Source organism: Sphingobium chlorophenolicum, from assembly GCF_000722875.1.
Classification (GTDB): Bacteria; Pseudomonadota; Alphaproteobacteria; order Sphingomonadales; family Sphingomonadaceae; genus Sphingobium; species Sphingobium chlorophenolicum.
The window spans coordinates 17,365-34,945 of sequence record NZ_JFHR01000053.1 but is presented as its reverse complement, the minus strand read 5'-3'; the positions used below and the strand labels follow the sequence as shown (position 1 = coordinate 34,945).

The window sequence follows — 17,581 nt, the reverse complement described above, 5'->3', positions numbered from 1 at the left end:
CCGACCGCCACAGCCTCCTGACCGATATAGAGGTGGCAGAAGCCGCCGATCAGGCCCAAACCATATAACTGCCCCGCCTTCTCCTCAAAACGCCGGATCAGCACCATCTGCCGGTAAAATTCCCGCAACTCTTCCACCGTCGGATCATAAGCGACCGGGGCTTCTGGGCGTTTGCGGTTATGGTCGGCTGGCGGGGGCGCTTTGCGCGCGGAACGGGCAGTCTTGTTCGTCATTTCCTGTCCCTTGTTCCAGCGGGGGCTGGACTGTTATCGCTATGCGCGACAATGTGGCGAACGGAATCAATTAATACCAATAATTATTTCATTGGATTTTTCATAGATATTGCCGATGAATCGTATCGCCTTCTATCATCTTGAAACCCTGCTCTGGATTTCGCGCCTCGGCACGTTCGGGGCCGCCGCCGACCGGCTGAACGCCAGCCAGCCGACGATTTCCGCCCGCATCAGGGAGTTGGAGGGGCAGGTCGGCTTTCCGCTGTTCCAGCGCGAAGGCCGGAACATGATGCTGACGGTGCGCGGCCGGGAATTCGTGCAGCAATGCGAGATGCTGTGGACCACGCTTCAGCAAACCCTGCTTTCGCCCGATGAATTCCGGGGGGCTTCGGGCATCGTGCGCGTCGGTTCCGGGGAGATCGCGGCGGCGAGCTGCCTTCCCGTATTCACCAACGCCATTCGGGAGAGCATGCCGAAAATCTCCCTGGAGATCGAAATCAACCTGACCGCTCATCTGATCGACGATCTGCTCAGCGGCCGGGTCGACATGGTGTTCGCCATCGGACCCATCGCCATGCCGGGGATCGTGGCGAGCACGATTCAGCAGGTCGACCTTGTATGGCTGGCCAGCCGGGAGCTTGGCGAACGCCTGATCGAGAAGGGCGGCGGCATAGGACCGGCCGTGCCGCTCTGGTCGGTGGCGCGTTCGTCGCCCATGCACGATCTGATGGCGACGATGATCCGCAAATCGTCCTTTCAGCATCCGCAGGTCCATACCTGCAACAATGTGCGGTCGCTGATCGACATCGTGGAATCCGGCGGCGGGGTCGGATTGTTCCCGCTCAACATGGTGGAGGAGAAGATCGCCGCGGGGTCGCTGGTCAAGCTGGACGAAGAGGTGCCCGCGCCGATCCTGCTCCAGTCGGCGATGCGCAGCAACGAACATGACCCGATCATATCCGAACTGTTCCGCCGGTCCTGCGAGATCGCCTACGCCTGAAAGGCGGCGGCGATCAGGAGAAGCCCGCATTGTTCCATCGCCCCGGAACAAGTAGATATTCGCCATGAGCTTGTTTTCGGCGGCCCTTCTGGCGCTTGCTATCGTCCTGCTGCTGTTCGGGATCGCCGCCTTCGTGGAAAGGCGCGGCGGGCTGGCGTTCGGCCGCCATGACGTGCGCCACGCCGCCTATGCGCTGGCGCTGGGCGTCTATTGCTCCAGTTGGACCTTCTACGGCGCGGTGGGCAGCGCCGTGCGCGACGGATGGCATTATCTGCCCATCTATCTTGCGCCCATCTGCCTGCTGATCGTCGCCCCCCGATTCCTGCGCCGCCTGGCCGAGGCGGTCGCGGAGGAGCGGGCGACGACCGTTTCCGACTTCATCGCCGCCCGTTTCGGCCATGACGTGGTGGTGGCCCGGCTGGTCACGATCATCGCCCTGCTGGGGACCGTTCCCTATGTCGCGCTGCAATTCCGGTCCATCGGCGGCGCCATATCCATCGTCACGGGCCGTCCGGTCGCGACCATGGCCATGCTGACCGCCGCCTGGCTGCTGTCGCTGTTCGCCATGCTGTTCGGCGCGCGGCGGTTCGAACTGGCGGGGCGCAGCGAGGGGCTGGTCTATGCCATTGGCCTTGAATCCCTGCTGAAGATCGTCGCGCTGACGACCGTGGCCGTGCTGGCCATCGTCCTGCTGGGTCAGGCGGACGCGGCGGGCCTGTCGCGGGGCATCGCCATATTGTCGGCCAATTTCCGGCCGGAGCGGCTGTCGATAGAGGTGGGCGTCATCTTCCTCATCTCCGTCATGGCGATCATCGTCCTGCCCCGGCAATTCTATATGGGACTGGTCGAGGCGCGGGAACCGGGCGACCTGGCGGGCGCGCGCTGGGGACTGGCCGCCTATCTCGCGGCGATGGCGCTGATGGTGCTGCCCGTCGCGCTGGCCGGGGCGAGCCTGCTGCACGGGGCGCAGCCTGACCTCTACATGCTGCAACTGCCCGAAATGAACGGGCAAGGCATCGTGCTGGCCCTGGCCCTGCTGGGCGGGATCGCGGCGGCGGCGTCGATGGTCGTGGTGGATTCCACAGCGCTGGCGACGATGGTTTCCAACGACCTGCTCTTCCCCACATTGCTGGCGCGGGAGAGCGGGGCGGAGGCCGGCGCGGGGACGCTCGGCCGCCGGATGCTGCTCGTGCGGCGCTTCTCCATCGTCGCGATCATGGCGGCGGCGCTGGCCTGGGCGCTGCTGGTTTCGGCGGAACAGTCGCTCGCCTCCATCGGGCTGGTCGCCTTCGCCGCCATGGCGCAGTTCACGCCGCACCTGATCCTGGCCACCTATGCGCCGGGGCGGGACGCGCTGGCGGCGCGGGCCAGCCTGGCCGTCGGGCTGGTCATCTGGTTCTACACCCTCGCCCTGCCGCCGATCCTGCCTTCCGAATGGCTCGCGGCGCTGGCGGGCAGTCCGTTCGATCCCCTGCGCCTGTTCGGCATCGGCGCAGCCGCCCCGCTGGTGCATGGCGTGGCGTGGAGCCTGGGCGCCAACCTGCTGGTTTTCGGGCTGGTCGCGGCGCGCAAGGTGAAGGCCCCTGCCCTGCCCAGCCCTGGCGGCCGCCCGATCACCGATCTGGCCGAACTGGCGCAGCTCACCGCCAGCTTCGTCGGCGAGGAGGAGGCGGCCCGGGAATTTCCGGCGGCGGGGCGCGGCGCGGCCATCGACCGGCGGTCGGCGCAGCGCGCCCGCGAGCTGATCGCCCGCGTCGTCGGCGCGTCGTCGGCCCGCGCCTTGGTCGCGTCGGCGCTGGCGGGCGGGCAGATGAGCCTGTCCGACGTCACCCGCCTGCTGGGCGAGCGGGGGCAGTCGCTGCGCTTTTCCCGCGAGTTGCTGGCCGCGACCTTCGAACATATCGACGCGGGCATCAGCGTCGTCGACGCGGACATGAATCTGGTCGCGTGGAACAGCCAATATCTCGACATGTTCGATTTCCCCCCCGATTTCCTGCGGGTGGGGACGCCCATCGCGGACCTGATCCGCCACAATGGCAGGCTGGGCGATTTCGGGGGCGAGGATATCGAGTTCCACGTCAAGAAACGCCTGCGCCACATGCGCCGGGGCCTGCCGCACAGTTTCGAGCGGCGGCGCAGGGACGGCCGCGTCATCAAGACCATCGGCGGGCCGATGCCGGGCGGCGGCTATGTCACCAGCTTCATCGACATCACCGAAGATGCGCGCATCCGCGACGAGCTGAGCCGGACGCTGGCGGAATTGGAGAATCGCGTCGCGGACCGCACCCGCGAACTGAGCGACGCCAATTTGCGGCTGGCCGAGGCGACGAAGGACAAGACCCGTTTCCTTGCCGCCGCCAGCCACGACCTGCTCCAGCCGCTGCACGCGGCGCGGCTGTTCACCGCCGCCCTGCAACGGGAGGTCGAGGGGACGCCGCACATGCTCGCGCAGCGGGTCGACAGCGCCATCGTCGCGGCGGAGGGGCTGCTGCGCGCCCTGCTCGACATCAGCAAGCTCGATGCGGGGGGCGTCCAGCCGAGTCCGGAGCCGATCGACCTTGCGCCTTTCCTCGCCAATCTGGCCGACGGCTTCGCGCCGATGGCGAAGGAGAAGGGCCTGCGCCTGCTGACCGGGCCGCTGGCCGGTCATGTGGAGACCGATCCGGGGCTGCTCCGCTCCGTGCTTCAGAATTTCGTTTCCAACGCCTTGCGCTATACCCGGCAGGGCGGGATATTGCTGGGCGTCAGGCGCAGGGGCGGCATGATCCGGATCGACATCGTCGACACCGGGGTCGGCATCGCCGCCGACCAGATCGAGACGATATTCGGGGAATTCACCCGTCTGGGCGCGCTGGACGTGGAGGGATTCGGTCTGGGACTGGCGTTGGCCCGCCGGATCGTCCGGCTGCTGGGCGGCAGCATCGAAGTGCGTTCCGTGCCGGGAAAAGGCAGCCGGTTCAGCCTGATCATGCCCGAAGGCGCGGGACGGGCCGCGCCGCGACCGGTTCCGGAAACCGAGGGGGCCATGCCGAATGCGCGGAACCTGACCGTGCTGGTGGTCGATGACGATCCGATGATCGTGGCGGCGACCGGGGCGCTGCTCGCCAGCCTTGGTCATCGGGCGCTGACGGCCGGGGACGGCGAGACTGCCCGGAAGCTGGCGGCCGAAGCGGACGCCGCGCTGGTGGATTTCCAGCTTGGCGGGGAGGAGGACGGGCTGAGCCTGATCGCCGCGCTGCGCCGGGAGCATCCGGGTTTGCCCGCCGCGCTGGTTACGGCGGAGGATGCGGGGAATTTGGCCGCACGCGCTGCCGTGCTGGAGGTCGCCTTCATTGCGAAGCCTGCCGCGCCGGAGGTTATTGCGGCCTTCCTGGACAAATTCGGGAATGTCGGGTGATGGTCAATCCAAGATATTCCCCTTCCTTAAACGTTCAAACGAGTCACGCGCCTCGTTTGAAGGGTTAGGGGTGGGCGCGAGCGTAGCGAGCTTCTGACTTAGCCGTTGCGAAACAGCGCGGATGTTGCGTCAGCCCACCCCCTAACCCCCTCCCGCCTGCGGGAGGGGGGATGACGGCTTTCCACCCAAATCACTCCATCCGGCGGGTCTTGAATTTGTCGTCAGTGCTTGAGATCGAGTCCCAGCGAGCGCGCCACCAATGCCGCTTGGGTGCGGTTCTGCACGTCCAGCTTGCGCATGATCGCCGTCATATGCGCCTTCACCGTCGCCTCGCTCATCATGAGGTCGTGCGCGATCTGTTTGTTGAGCTTGCCGTTCAGCACTTCCAGCAGAACCTTCAACTGGGTTGGCGTCAGGGAGGCGACCTCCTTCTGCACCGCATCTTCGGGCCGTGGCGGGGCGGGCGGAAGCCTGTGGCCGCTCAAGGCGCGTGCAATCGCCGTCTCTATGACGGACAGGTCGCTGTCCTTCGAGAGGAAGCCGACCGCGCCCAGCGCCTGCGCCTCTTCCGCCGCCTTCGCGCCGTCGGCGCTGGAAACGACCAGGATCGGCACGCCCGGCCGCTCCGCATGCAGGAGGGCGATGCCGGAATAGCCGACCGCGCCCGGCATCTTCAGGTCGAGCAGGATGAGGCGCAAGGCAGCCGCTTCGCCCGCCACCCGGACGGCGGCGGCGAGCGTGCCCGCTTCCACGATGCGGGCTTCGGGCGCGACCTTCATCACCGCTACCGTCAGCGCCTGCCGGAAGAGCGGATGGTCGTCAGCGATCAGGATCGTCTCTATTGCGCCTGTTCCAGCCATGGTCTGTTCGCCAGCAGATTATCGACCACGGACGGATCGGCAAGCGTCGATGTGTCGCCCAGGTTGGAAATATCGTTTTCCGCGATCTTCCGCAGAATGCGCCGCATGATCTTGCCGGATCGGGTCTTGGGCAGGCCGGGAGCGAACTGCACCACGTCCGGCGAGGCGATGGGGCCGATCTCATTGCGCACCCAGCGGATCAGCTCGGCCCGCAGGGCGTCGTCCGGCTCCACATCGGCGTTGGTGGTGACATAGGCGTAAATGCCCTGCCCCTTCACCTCATGCGGCATGCCGACGACCGCCGCCTCCGCCACCTGGGGATGGGCGACGAGCGCGCTCTCTATCTCCGCCGTGCCCATGCGGTGGCCGGAGACGTTGATGACGTCGTCGATGCGGCCGGTGATCCAATAATAGCCGTCCTCGTCGCGGCGGCATCCGTCGCCGGTGAAATAGCGCCCGGCGAAGGTGGTGAAATAGGTCTGGAAGAAGCGGTCGTGATCGCCCCAGACGGTGCGCATCTGGCCGGGCCAGCTATCCGCCAGGACGAGGCAGCCTTCGCCCGCCCCCTCGATCAACCGTCCCTCGCCATCGACCAGTTCGGGCTTCACGCCGAACATCGGCAGGGTCGCGGAGCCGGGCTTGAGCGCCGTGGCGCCGGGCAGCGGGCTGATCATCGCGCCGCCAGTCTCCGTCTGCCACCAGGTGTCGACGATGGGGCAGCGCCCCTCTCCCACGACATGATGATACCATTCCCAGGCTTCGGGATTGATCGGCTCACCGACGCTGCCCAGCAAACGCAATGACTTGCGGCTGGTCTTTCGCACCCATTCGTCGCCTTCGCGCATCAGGGCGCGCAGGGCGGTGGGCGCGCCGTAGAAAATCTCCACCCCGAACTTGTCGACCACCTGCCAGAAGCGGGATGCGTCGGGGAAATTGGGCACGCCTTCGAACATCACGGTCGTCGCGCCGTTCATCAGCGGGCCGTAGACGACATAGCTGTGGCCCGTGACCCAGCCGATGTCGGCGGCGCACCAGTAGATTTGGCCGGGGCGGTAGTCGAACACATATTCATGCGTCATCGCCGCCCACAGCGAATAGCCGCCGGTCGTGTGCAGGACGCCCTTGGGCTTGCCGGTCGAACCGGAGGTGTAGAGGATGAAGAGCGGGTCTTCGGCGCCCATCTCCTCCGGCGCGCAGTCGGCGGGCTGGCTTTCGACCGCGGCGTTCCAGTCGATGTCGCGCCCCTCGACCATCGGCACCGCCGCGCCGGTGCGGCGGAGCACGATGACGGTGTCGACATCCGGGCAATGGGCGAGCGCGGCGTCGACATTCGCCTTCAGCGGAACCTTCTTGCCGCCGCGCAGCCCTTCGTCGGCGGTTATGACGATGCGGCTCGCGCAATCCTCTATGCGGCCCGCGAGCGCTTCGGGCGAGAATCCGGCGAAGACGATGGAGTGGATGGCGCCGATGCGCGCGCAGGCCAGCATGGCGACCGCCGCCTCCGGCACCATGGGCAGATAGAGGGTGACGCGGTCGCCGCGCTTCACCCCCCGCGCCTTCAGCAGATTGGCGAAGCGGCACACCACCTCATGCAGTTCGCGATAGCTGATGCGCCGTTCCGGTTCGGACGGATCGTCCGGTTCCCAGAGGATCGCGATGGCGTCGCCGCGCTCCGCCAGATGGCGGTCCAGGCAGTTGGCCGACAGGTTGAGCGTGCCGTCCGCGAACCAGCTTATGCCGAAATCCTCCGCCGAAAAGCTGGTCGCCTTGACCTGGCTGAACGGCCGCATCCAGTCGAGACGCTGCGCCTGATCCGCCCAGAAGCGCTCGGGGTCGGCGATGGAGCGCTCGTACATCTCCCGATATTGGGCGGCGTCGACCAGCGCCTCCTTCGCCCAATGGTTCGGAACGGGATAAACGCCCTGGCTCATAGTCGCACTCCTCTCCTCGATCGCTGCCGATCCGTGGAGGACATTCTAGATGCGCCGGGCGCGCATCGGACCCTAGACCAAGGTCGAATATCTGCGACCATGGTTCGGCTGTCGCCCCGCGCCGCCATGCGCGATCCTTTCCGCATACGGACAAGAAACCGGGCCATGGAGAGGTCGATGCCAAAGCAAATCAGGCCATTGTTGCGCGTCCTTCTGGGCGCGACGGCGCTTGCCGCGCCCCAACTGGTTCATGCACAGAGCGGGAAGGAAGCGGATCTGGCGGCGCGTCTGGAACGGCTGGAGAGCGAAGTCACGCAGTTGCGGACCGAACTTGCCGCCGCGCGCAGCCGGCAGGACGAAACCGCCGCCACCGCCGCGACCGCCGTCCGCAAGAGCGACGAGACCTCCGCGCAGGTGACCAGGCTGGCCGACAACACGCCCAAGCTGGGCTTCCGGTCCGGCAATACGACCGTCGTCCTGTCCGGCTATGTGAAGCTGCTCGCCAGCAACGCCCGGTACAGCGGCGGCGACGATCCCAGCAACACGCTGGGCCGCGACCTTTACCTGCCGCAGTCGATTCCGGTCTTCAATCCCGCGAACCCGACATCGCCCACCCACGTAACCGATTTTTCCGCCAAGCAGACGCGCTTCTGGGTGGACGCCACGTCCAAGCTGGGCAAGCATGCGCTGAAAGCCTATATCGAGTTCGATTTCCAGGCCGCTCCCGGCACCCCGCAGGCGCTGGGCCAGGGCACGCAGCGCACCACCAACGCCTATGACCTGGCGATGCGGCGCGCCTTCATCCAGTTGGACCGCTGGACCTTCGGCCAGGATTTCACCAATTTCTCCAACCCGGCGGTCTTCCCGGAAAGCACCGACTATGTCGGCGGCGTCGACGGGCTGATCTTCGTGCGTCAGCCGATGGTGCGCTACAGCCTGCCGTTGAGCCATGGCCTGACCCTTCATCTGGCAGCGGAAAATCCGGAGACCGCTTCGGCCACCGCAGGCGCGCCCGCGCTGATCGAAAATGGCGAGGATCATGCGCCCGACATGACCGGGCGGCTGGAATATGCGGGCGGGTTCGGTTTCCTGGATTTTGCACTATTGGGCCGCCAGTTGCGCGTCGACAATGCGAAGACGGGCGCCGCCCATATCGTCGATTCCCGCCTGGGATGGGGCGTAAGCGCCTCCGGCAAGATATTCCTGGACGACAAGCATGGCAGCGATATCCGTTTCCAGGCGACCTATGGCGAAGGGATCGGGCGCTATCTGGGCCTTAACTTCGGGCCTGACGCGGTCCTCCAGACCAACGGGCAGCTCGCGGGCGTCCGCAACCTCGCGCTGTTCGGCGCGGGGCGATATGCGCTGAACGACCAGTGGCGCGTCAACCTGATCGCGAGCTACCAGCGCATCTTCTACGCCGACACGCTCGATCCCGCGACGACTGCGGGTATTGCCATGTTCAATCGTCAGGCATGGAGTGTCGCGGGCAACCTCTTCTACTCTCCGCTGAAGAATGTCGACCTGGGCATCGAGTACCGACATGGCGAGCGCAGGCTGGTCAACCATCTCAACGGCCACGTCGACCGTTTCGACGTCGCGGCGAAATATAATTTCTGACAGGAGGGACTGTTATGGCTTCGACATATGACGGACTGCCAAAACATCACCAGGCGACGCGAAGCGAGAAGCTGATCATCACGGCCAGCTCGCTCGGCACTGTGTTCGAATGGTATGATTTCTATCTCTACGGCCTGCTGACCGCGATCATCGCGGCGCAGTTCCTCACCGGGCTGAATCCCACCACATCCTTCATCATGGCGCTGCTGATCTTCGCGTCGGGCTTTATCGTCCGTCCTTTCGGCGCCATCGTCTTCGGCCGCATCGGCGACCTGTTCGGGCGGCGCTATACCTTCATCATCACCTTGCTCGTCATGGGCCTTTCCACCTTCCTGGTGGGTTGCCTTCCCACCTACAAGTCGGTCGGCGTCGCCGCGCCGATCATGCTGGTGGTGCTGCGCATGTTCCAGGGCCTGGCGCTGGGCGGCGAATATGGCGGCGCGGCGACCTATGTCGCGGAGCATGCGCCCCACAACAAGCGGGGCTTCTACACAAGCTGGATTCAGATCACCGCGACCGCCGGTCTGGCGATGGCGCTGCTGATCGTCATCGGCGTCCGCTCGCCCATCACCGGCGTCGGCGAAGAGGCGTTCAAGGAGTGGGGATGGCGCATTCCCTATCTGGTTTCCGGCCTGTTCCTGATCGTCGGCCTGTGGCTGCGCCTGAAGCTGCATGAATCGCCCGTCTTCCAGAAGATGAAGGCGGAGGGCACCGGCTCCAAATCCCCGATCAAGGAAGCGTTCGGGCAGTGGAAGAATCTGAAGATCGTGTTCATCGCCTTCTTCGGCGCCATCGCGGGCCAGGCTGTGGTCTGGTATTGCGGCCAGCTTTACGCGCTGTTCTTCCTGGAGAAGATGCTGAAGATCGACGGGCTGACCGCCAACACGCTGATCATCATCGCGCTGTTGATGGCCGCGCCCTTCTTCCTCTTCTTCGGTTGGCTTTCCGACCGGATCGGCCGCAAGCCGATCATCCTTGCGGGCTGCGCGCTGGCCGCGGTGACGCTGTTCCCGGTCTTCCACATGCTGACCGACGCCGCCAATCCCGCGCTCGCCAGGGCGCAGGCCGCAGCGCCGGTGACGGTGACCGCCGATCCCGCGCAATGTTCCTCGCAATTCGATCCGGTCGGCGCGAACAAGTTCGACAAGACGAGTTGCGACATCGTCAAGAATGCGCTGGCCAAGGCGGGCGTCAACTACACCAATGTCGCCGCAGCGCCGGGCACTGTCGCCACCGTCGCGGTCGGTGACAGGCGCTTCACCGCGCCCGATCCGGCCCGTCTGTCGGGCGAGGAGAAGAAGGCGGCCATCGCGGCCTTCACCGCCCAACTGATCGGCGCGCCCGCCAGCGCTGACAAGCCTGCGGTGACGGGAGAGTTGGCCAGGGTCGGCTATCCGGGCAAGGCGAACCCGGACGAGATCAACCAGCCGCTGGTCGTCGCGCTGCTCTTCTACCTCGTGCTGCTGGTGACGATGGTCTACGGTCCGATTGCGGCCATGCTCGTCGAACTATTCCCCAGCCGCATCCGCTATACCTCCATGTCGTTGCCCTATCATATCGGCAACGGCTGGCTGGGCGGACTGCTGCCCGCCATCGGTTTCGCGATGGTCGCCGCGACCGGGGACATTTATTACGGCCTCTGGTATCCGGTGGTGGTGGCGGCGGGGACGGTCGTCCTGGGCCTGATCTTCCTGCCCGAAACCTTCCGGCGGAATATCGACGAATAGTAGACGGCGGGTGCGTCGGCGGCGTTCTTTTCTAGCCCAGAAGGCGGAAGCTCGCTCCGCTCGCACCCACCCCCTAACCCCCTCCCGCCTGCGGGAGGGGGAATGCGGCTAGCCGTCCAAATCGACAAGCCATTGAGGTCGACCGTGGGAACAATCTCCAGCAGTTCATTCGTGCCGGAATACGGCCACGATCTGCGCGGCAATTTCGCCCGGCGTGAGGCGGCCCGGCCGGTACCAGTCGGCCGTCGCGTTGAGTTGGATCAGAAGCAGGTTGCGGTAGACGGAGCGGTCGATATGCGGCGGCAGCGGAAGCGCCTCCACCAGCGACCGGAACAGCCCTTCGAACCGGTCGCGCCGCGCGATCAGTTGTTCGCGGACGGGTTCCGGGACTTCCCGGAAATCGTTCATCATCGGCGTCGTCAGCGAATCGGGGGCAAGCTGAATGTCCAGCAGGGTCGCGCAGGCCGCCAGCAGCCTGGCCCAGGGGCCGGACTGCGCGCGGACGGCTTCCGCTATCCGTTCCTCCGCTTCGTCGAGCGCGGCATTATGCAGTTCGATGAACAGCGCGTCCTTCGACTTGATATGATGGTAGAGCGAACCGCCCAGCACGCCCGCCTGTTCGCCAATGTCCCGCATCGACGTGCCGCGATAGCCCTTCCGGGCGAACAGGCGGGCCGCGATCTCCAGAATCTGGCGGCGGCGAGCCGATCCTTCATCATTCTGTCCGGGCGATAGGTCGATCTTCGTCATCGCGATTGGCGCTAGCACATCCTTGAAAGTCCGCGAAGAGTCTGTTCCGGGGGAACAAGCCGCTACGATTCCAGCCAGTCCCCGCTCAGGAGGATCGCGTCGGGGCGGGCCAGCACGGCAAGCGGCAATCCCGCCCCCGCCGCCCGCTCAGCCGCCAGCCGCGTCGGCGCGGAGATCGTCGCCAGCAGGGGGCAGTCCGCCAGAACGGCCTTTTCCACCAGTTCGTAGGAACAGCGCGAGGAAAGCAGGGCGAAGCCGTCGTCCCATTGCCATCCGCGCCGCCGCATCGCGCCGATCAGCTTGTCGAACGCATTGTGCCGCCCGACATCCTCCCGCGCCAGGCGGATGCTGCCGTCCGCCGCCGCCAGCGCAGCGACATGGACCGCGCCGGTTCGCGCATTCAGCGGCTGATGCCGCGCCAATTCGTCCAGCGCCCGGAAGATCGCGCCCTTGTCCGCCAGCGTCCGGCCCGTGACGGGGGGCAAGGGGCGGATCGCCTGTTCCAGATTCTCCACGCCGCAAATGCCGCAGGAAGATTCCGAGGCGCGATGCCGCACCCGGCTCAACAACGCCTCCGTCCGTTCCTGCGGCAGGGTCGCCCTGGCGACGATGCCCTGTTCCGTCGCATGCGCGTCGACATCGAACGGCGCGTCGTCCCGCCCGATCAGGCGCTCCGCCAGCGCGAAGCCCAGCACCAGGTCCGCCACGTCGGCGGGCGTCGCCATCAGCACGGCATAGCCGATGCCGTTATATTCGATGGCGACCGGCACTTCCTCCGCCAATTCCCGCACCGCCGGCGCGGCGCTGCCTTCGGGCGTGACCCGCGTGAAGAGGGCGGGCCTGCCTTCCGGCGCGTCGCTCAAGGGATCGCGACCCGGCCGATGGCGGCGGCGGCGATGGGGGTAAGCGCCTGCGGGCGCGCCGCGGCCAGCGCCGCGATGCGCCGCTTCATCGCCGGATCCCAGAAGGCATGGATATGATCCGCCGTCATCGCCGTCGCCTCTTCATCGCCCAGCGCCGCGAGGTTGCGGGCGATCTGGTTCGCCATGTAGATCAGGCGGTCCTCGGTCGACATGACCTCATTTTCATCGCTCATGCGCCCGATCCTATTCGGCTGCTTCCACGGGCGCAATGCGTCGGCTGAGGCGCGCCTGCTGCGCATAGTCGCGCTGCCAGTCGCTTGGCCCGTTGGATCGCATGACCTGCACCGCCGTCACCTTATATTCCGGGCAGTTGGTGGCCCAGTCCGAATAGTCGGTGGTGATGACGTTGGCCTGCGTGTCGGGGTGGTGGAAGGTCGTGTAGACCACGCCCGGCGCGACCCGTTCCGTGATGAGGGCGCGCAGGCTGGTTTCCCCGGCCCGGCTCTTAAGCGAGACCCAGTCGCCGTCGTTGATCCCGCGATTTTCCGCATCGGCCGGGTGAATTTCCAGCCGGTCCTCCGGATGCCAGGCTTCGTTCGCCGTGCGCCGAGTCTGCGCGCCGACATTATATTGGCTGAGGATGCGCCCGGTGGTCAGCAGCAGCGGGAAACGCGGCCCGGTCTTTTCATCGGTGGGGATATAGTCGGTGACGACGAACTTGCCCTTGCCCCGCACGAAGCCGTCGATATGCATGGTCGGCGTGCCGTCTGGCGCGGCGTCGTTGGCGGGCCATTGCAGCGACCCTTCCGCCTCCAGCCGGTCATAATGCACGCCCGCGAAGGTCGGGGTGAGCGCGGCAATCTCGTCCATGATCTGGGAGGGGTGATCGTAGCGCCAGTTAAGACCCATGGCGTTCGCCACCAACTGGACGATTTCCCAATCGGCATAGCCGTTGAGCGGCGCCATCACCTTGCGCACGCGCTGGATGCGGCGTTCGGCGTTGGTGAAGGTTCCGTCCTTTTCGAGGAAAGTCGATCCCGGCAGGAAGACATGGGCGTAATTGGCGGTTTCATTGAGGAACAGGTCCTGCACCACCACGCATTCCATTGCCGCGAGGCCCGCCGCGACATGATGGGTGTTGGGGTCCGACTGGAGGATATCCTCGCCCTGAATGAAGATGCCCTTGAACGTGCCGTCAGTCGCCGCGTCGAGCATGTTGGGGATGCGCAGGCCCGGCTCGGCGTCCAGCGCCACGCCCCAGGCCTGTTCGAACTGGCCGCGCACCGCATCGTCGGAGACATGGCGATAGCCCGAAAATTCATGCGGGAAGCTGCCCATGTCGCAGGCGCCCTGCACATTATTCTGGCCGCGCAGGGGGTTCACGCCCACGCCCTCCCGCCCGACATTGCCGGTCGCCATGGCCAGATTGGCGATGGCCATGACGGTCGATGATCCCTGGCTATGTTCGGTGACGCCTAGCCCGTAATAGATCGCGGCATTGCCGCCGGTCGCATAGAGCCGCGCCGCTGCGCGCACCTCTTCGGCCTTGACGCCGGTCAGCGGTTCTACGGCTTCGGGCGAGCGTTGCGGTTCGGACACGAAATCGGCCCATTCGGCGAACTCGTCCCAATCGCAGCGGTCGCGGATGAAAGCCTCGTCATAGAGCTTTTCCGTCACGATGACATGCGCCAGCGCCGTCAGCATGGCGACATTGGTGCCGGGCCGCAGCGGCAGATGATGCGCCGCCTCGATATGGGGCGACTTCACCAGATCGATCCGGCGGGGGTCGATGACGATCAGCTTGGCGCCCTGACGCAGACGCTTTTTCATGCGGCTGGCGAATACCGGGTGGCCGTCGGTCGGATTGGCGCCGATCACCAGGATGACGTCCGCATCCATCACGCTGTCGAAATCCTGCGTGCCCGCCGAGGTGCCGAACGTCGTCTTCAAGCCGTAGCCGGTGGGGGAATGACAGACCCGCGCGCAAGTATCGACATTATTATTGCCGAAGCCCTGGCGGATCAGCTTCTGGACGAGGAATGTCTCCTCATTGGTGCAGCGGCTGGACGTGATGCCGCCGATGCTGCGCGTGCCATATTTCGCCTGGATGCGGCGGAACTCGTTGGCGGTGTGGGCGATGGCATCCTCCCACGACACCTCGCGCCAGGGTTCGTCGACGGAGGCGCGGATCATGGGATGGAGAATGCGGTCGCGATGCTGGGCATAGCCCCAGGCGAAGCGGCCCTTGACGCAGCTATGCCCGCGATTGGCCTTGCCGTCCTTCCATGGCACCATGCGCACCAGCTCCTCGCCCCGCATCTCGGCGCGGAAGGTGCAGCCGACGCCGCAATAGGCGCAGGTGGTGACGACCGCACGGTCCGGCGTGCCGACCTCCACCACCTTCTTCTCGGTCAGGGTGGCGGTGGGGCAGGCCTGGACGCAGGCGCCGCAGGATACGCATTCGGACGACAGGAAATCCTGGCCCTGAGAGGGCGAGACCTTGGAGTCGAAACCCCGCCCTTCGATGGTCAGCGCGAACGTCCCCTGCACTTCGTCGCAGGCGCGCACGCAGCGGGAGCAGACGATGCATTTGCTGGGATCGAAGTCGAAATAGGGGTTCGACTGGTCCTTCGCCTGCCCCATATTGGTCGCGCCGTCATAGCCGTAGCGCACGTCGCGCAGGCCCACCGCGCCCGCCTGTTCCTGCAATTCGCAATCGCCATTGGCCGGGCAGGTCAGGCAGTCGAGCGGATGGTCGGAGATATACAGTTCCATCACTCCGCGACGAAGCTGCTTGAGCCGTTCGCTTTGGGTGCGGACCACCATGCCCTCGGATATCGGCGTGGTGCAGGAGGCGGGGTAGCCGTTCCGTCCCTCGACCTCGACCAGGCAGAGGCGGCAGGAGCCGAAGCTCTCGACATTGTCAGTCGCGCAGAGTTTCGGGATCGAGCAGCCAGTGAGCGACGCCGCCCGCATGATCGACGTGCCCTCCGGCATCGTCACAGCCTCGCCGTCGATGGTGAGGGTGACGCTCTTGCCCGTCGCGATGGCAGGGGGCGTCCCATGGTCGGTTTCGCGTGTGTAGCTCATTCCGCAGCTTCCTTGATCGGGGCCGGAGCGCCGAAATCTTCGGGAAAATGGTCGAGGGCGCTCAGCACCGGATAGGGCGTGAAACCGCCCAGCGCGCAGAGCGAACCATATTTCATCGTGTCGCACAGGTCGCGCAGCAGGGTGGTTTGCGCTTCCAGTCCGGTATCGATCCGGTCAGGCGTGCGGGAATGGAGGGCCTTTTGGAGATACCCCTCCCAATGCCGCTCTGCGGGGACGGCGGGTGCGCTGTCCCGCGCCGCGATGATCCGGTCCATCACCTCTACGCCCCGCGTCGATCCGATCCGGCAGGGGGTGCATTTGCCGCAGCTTTCGACGGCGCAGAATTCCATCGCGAAGCGGGCCATATGCGCCATGTCGACGCTGTCGTCGAAAACGGTGATCCCGGCATGGCCGATCAGCCCGCCAGCTTGCGCGAAGGCTTCATAGTCGAAGGGCAGGTCGAACATGCCGGGCGGGAAATAAGCGCCCAGGGGGCCGCCCACCTGCACGGCGCGCACCGGCCTGCCGCTGGCGGTGCCGCCGCCGATGGCGTTCACCAGTTCGCCAAGGGTGATGCCGAAGCCGATCTCATACAGCCCGCCATGTTTCACATTGCCCGCAAGCTGTACCGGCATGGTGCCGCGAGACCGTCCGAAACCGATGGTCGCATAAGCCTCCGCTCCTTCGGCCAGGATGAAGGGGACGGCCGCTAGGCTCAGCACATTGTTGATCACCGTGGGTTGGCCGAACAGCCCCTGCAACGCAGGCAGCGGCGGCTTCGCCCGCACCTGTCCCCGCTTGCCCTCTATGCTGTCGAGCAGGGCCGTTTCCTCGCCGCAGACATAGGCGCCCGCGCCGACGCGCACCTCCAGCGTGAAGGGCGCGATCCGGGCGGCGGACAATGCGATGGCTTCTTGCATGGCGGCGATGGCGAAGGGATATTCGCTGCGGATGTAGATATAGCCATGGCCCGCCCCAACGGCATGGCCGGCAATCGCCATCCCTTCGATCAGGCAGAAGGGGTCGCCCTCCATCAGCATCCGGTCGGCGAAGGTGCCGCTGTCGCCTTCATCCGCATTGCAGACGATGAACTTGGCGTCGGATGCCGCCTCCAGCACGGTCTGCCATTTGACGCCGGTGGGAAAGCCCGCCCCTCCCCGTCCGCGCAAGCCGGATGCCTTGACTGCGTCCACAACTGCCTGAGGCGGCATCGCCCGCGCCGCGTCCAGTCCGCGCCAGCCGTCATGTTCGGCATAGTCCTGAAGGCTGAGCGGGTCGATGATCCCGCAGCGGGCGAAGGTGAAGCGTTGCTGCCCGGCGAAGAATGGAAGGTCCGCCACATTGCCGAGGCGGGCTTTGTGGCTGCCGTCCAGCACGGTTGCTACGTCGGCGGGGCCGACCGGGCCGAAGCCGATCCGTTGGCCTTCGTTTTCGACCTCGACCAGCGGTTCGATGGAGAAGAGTCCCCGGCTTCCGGTGCGCACCACTTCGCAACCGGCGGCTTCGAAGGCGCGGGCGACATCGTCCGCGCCCAAGGCGACCGACGCCATGTCGCGGCTGATATAGACCCGCGTCATGCCGCGATCTCCTGCGCGATCCGTTCAAGCGCGGCGGTGTCGATCCTTGCGACGGGGCGGCCGTCGACCAGGGCGTTCGGGCCTATGGCGCACAGGCCCAGGCAATAAATGGGTTCCAGCGTCACCTGCCCGTCGGGGCGGGTTTCGCCCATCGGGACGCCGAGCCGTTCGGCGGCGGCCTTTTCCATCGCGGCGGCGCCTCTGGCCTGGCAGCTTTCGGCGCGGCAGAATTTTACGACATGGCGTCCGGCGGGGGCGCGGCGGAAGTCGTGGTAGAAGGTCACGACTCCATGAACGTCTGCGCGACTTAGGTTGAGGTTTTTGGCTATGGCCGGGATGGCTGCATCATCGATAAAGCCTATCTCTTCCTGGAGCATGTGGAGAAGGGGGAGCAGGCGGTCGCGGGTGCGGCCGTGGGTTTTGGTCCAATCCTCTATCAGCCGGACTGTGTCTTCTTGTTGCATCTTCCCTCGCCTTTTCGCGGGCTATGGTGCGCCTTGGCGAAGGAGGCGTCAAATCGAAGAGCATCATGT

General features: G+C 65.8%; 12 protein-coding genes and 1 pseudogene. 4 read left to right on the top strand and 9 right to left on the bottom strand.

The genetic code is table 11. From position 1 onward, the window contains the following. Window positions 1-233, bottom strand: a pseudogene (locus BV95_RS18220) (pyruvate dehydrogenase (acetyl-transferring) E1 component subunit alpha); the annotation flags it as partial. Window positions 234-348: 115 nt separating this feature from the next. On the opposite strand from BV95_RS18220, the gene BV95_RS18215 reads away from it, so the two are divergent. Together BV95_RS18215 and BV95_RS18210 are read left to right on the top strand one after the other, a co-directional pair. Beyond that, window positions 349-1,233, top strand: coding sequence for a LysR family transcriptional regulator (locus BV95_RS18215; protein ID WP_037455366.1), 885 nt, complete (start codon window positions 349-351; stop codon window positions 1,231-1,233). A 64-nt stretch (window positions 1,234-1,297) separates the two neighbouring features. Continuing rightward, window positions 1,298-4,630 (top strand): PAS-domain containing protein, encoded by a 3,333-nt coding sequence (locus BV95_RS18210; RefSeq protein ID WP_037455363.1) that lies wholly within the window; start codon window positions 1,298-1,300, stop codon window positions 4,628-4,630. Window positions 4,631-4,851: 221 nt separating this feature from the next. On the opposite strand, the gene BV95_RS18205 is transcribed toward BV95_RS18210, so the two are convergent. Beyond that, window positions 4,852-5,490 (bottom strand): response regulator transcription factor, encoded by a 639-nt coding sequence (locus tag BV95_RS18205; protein ID WP_037455360.1) that lies wholly within the window; start codon window positions 5,488-5,490, stop codon window positions 4,852-4,854. Continuing rightward, complete coding sequence (acs, locus tag BV95_RS18200) at window positions 5,469-7,421, bottom strand: acetate--CoA ligase (RefSeq protein ID WP_037455357.1); 1,953 nt, start codon at window positions 7,419-7,421, stop codon at window positions 5,469-5,471. Before acs ends, BV95_RS18205 begins: the two co-directional genes overlap by 22 nt. Before the next feature lie 177 nt (window positions 7,422-7,598). Here acs and BV95_RS18195 point away from each other — a divergent pair, with 177 nt between their 5' ends. Further along, complete coding sequence (locus tag BV95_RS18195; protein ID WP_037455354.1) at window positions 7,599-9,041, top strand: DcaP family trimeric outer membrane transporter; 1,443 nt, start codon at window positions 7,599-7,601, stop codon at window positions 9,039-9,041. Window positions 9,042-9,055: 14 nt separating this feature from the next. Continuing rightward, the gene (locus tag BV95_RS18190; RefSeq protein ID WP_013849536.1) at window positions 9,056-10,768 is read left to right on the top strand and encodes an MFS transporter; all 1,713 of its coding nucleotides are present in this window, start codon (window positions 9,056-9,058) and stop codon (window positions 10,766-10,768) included. A 165-nt stretch (window positions 10,769-10,933) separates the two neighbouring features. On the opposite strand, the gene BV95_RS18185 is transcribed toward BV95_RS18190, so the two are convergent. The 6 genes from BV95_RS18185 to BV95_RS18160 all read right to left on the bottom strand — a co-directional run bounded on the left by BV95_RS18185 (window position 10,934) and on the right by BV95_RS18160 (window position 17,512). Next, a complete protein-coding gene (locus tag BV95_RS18185) occupies window positions 10,934-11,518 on the bottom strand; it encodes a TetR/AcrR family transcriptional regulator (RefSeq protein ID WP_037455352.1) in 585 nt (194 codons plus the stop codon). A 62-nt stretch (window positions 11,519-11,580) separates the two neighbouring features. Next, window positions 11,581-12,381, bottom strand: coding sequence for a formate dehydrogenase accessory sulfurtransferase FdhD (fdhD, locus tag BV95_RS18180; RefSeq protein WP_037455349.1), 801 nt, complete (start codon window positions 12,379-12,381; stop codon window positions 11,581-11,583). Further along, window positions 12,378-12,614, bottom strand: a complete 237-nt coding sequence (locus BV95_RS18175) for a formate dehydrogenase subunit delta (RefSeq protein WP_081873446.1) — start codon at window positions 12,612-12,614, stop codon at window positions 12,378-12,380. The genes fdhD and BV95_RS18175 overlap by 4 nt, the downstream gene beginning before the upstream one ends. 10 nt (window positions 12,615-12,624) lie before the next feature. Continuing rightward, window positions 12,625-15,471: a formate dehydrogenase subunit alpha gene (gene fdhF / locus BV95_RS18170; RefSeq protein WP_037455348.1), complete on the bottom strand. Its 2,847-nt coding sequence runs from the start codon at window positions 15,469-15,471 to the stop codon at window positions 12,625-12,627. Continuing rightward, entirely contained in the window at window positions 15,468-17,048 is a 1,581-nt protein-coding gene (locus BV95_RS18165) for an NADH-ubiquinone oxidoreductase-F iron-sulfur binding region domain-containing protein (protein WP_037455347.1), read from the bottom strand. Before BV95_RS18165 ends, fdhF begins: the two co-directional genes overlap by 4 nt. After that, the gene (locus BV95_RS18160; protein ID WP_037455345.1) at window positions 17,045-17,512 is read right to left on the bottom strand and encodes a formate dehydrogenase subunit gamma; all 468 of its coding nucleotides are present in this window, start codon (window positions 17,510-17,512) and stop codon (window positions 17,045-17,047) included. The genes BV95_RS18165 and BV95_RS18160 overlap by 4 nt, the downstream gene beginning before the upstream one ends. Window positions 17,513-17,581: the final 69 nt, after the last annotated feature.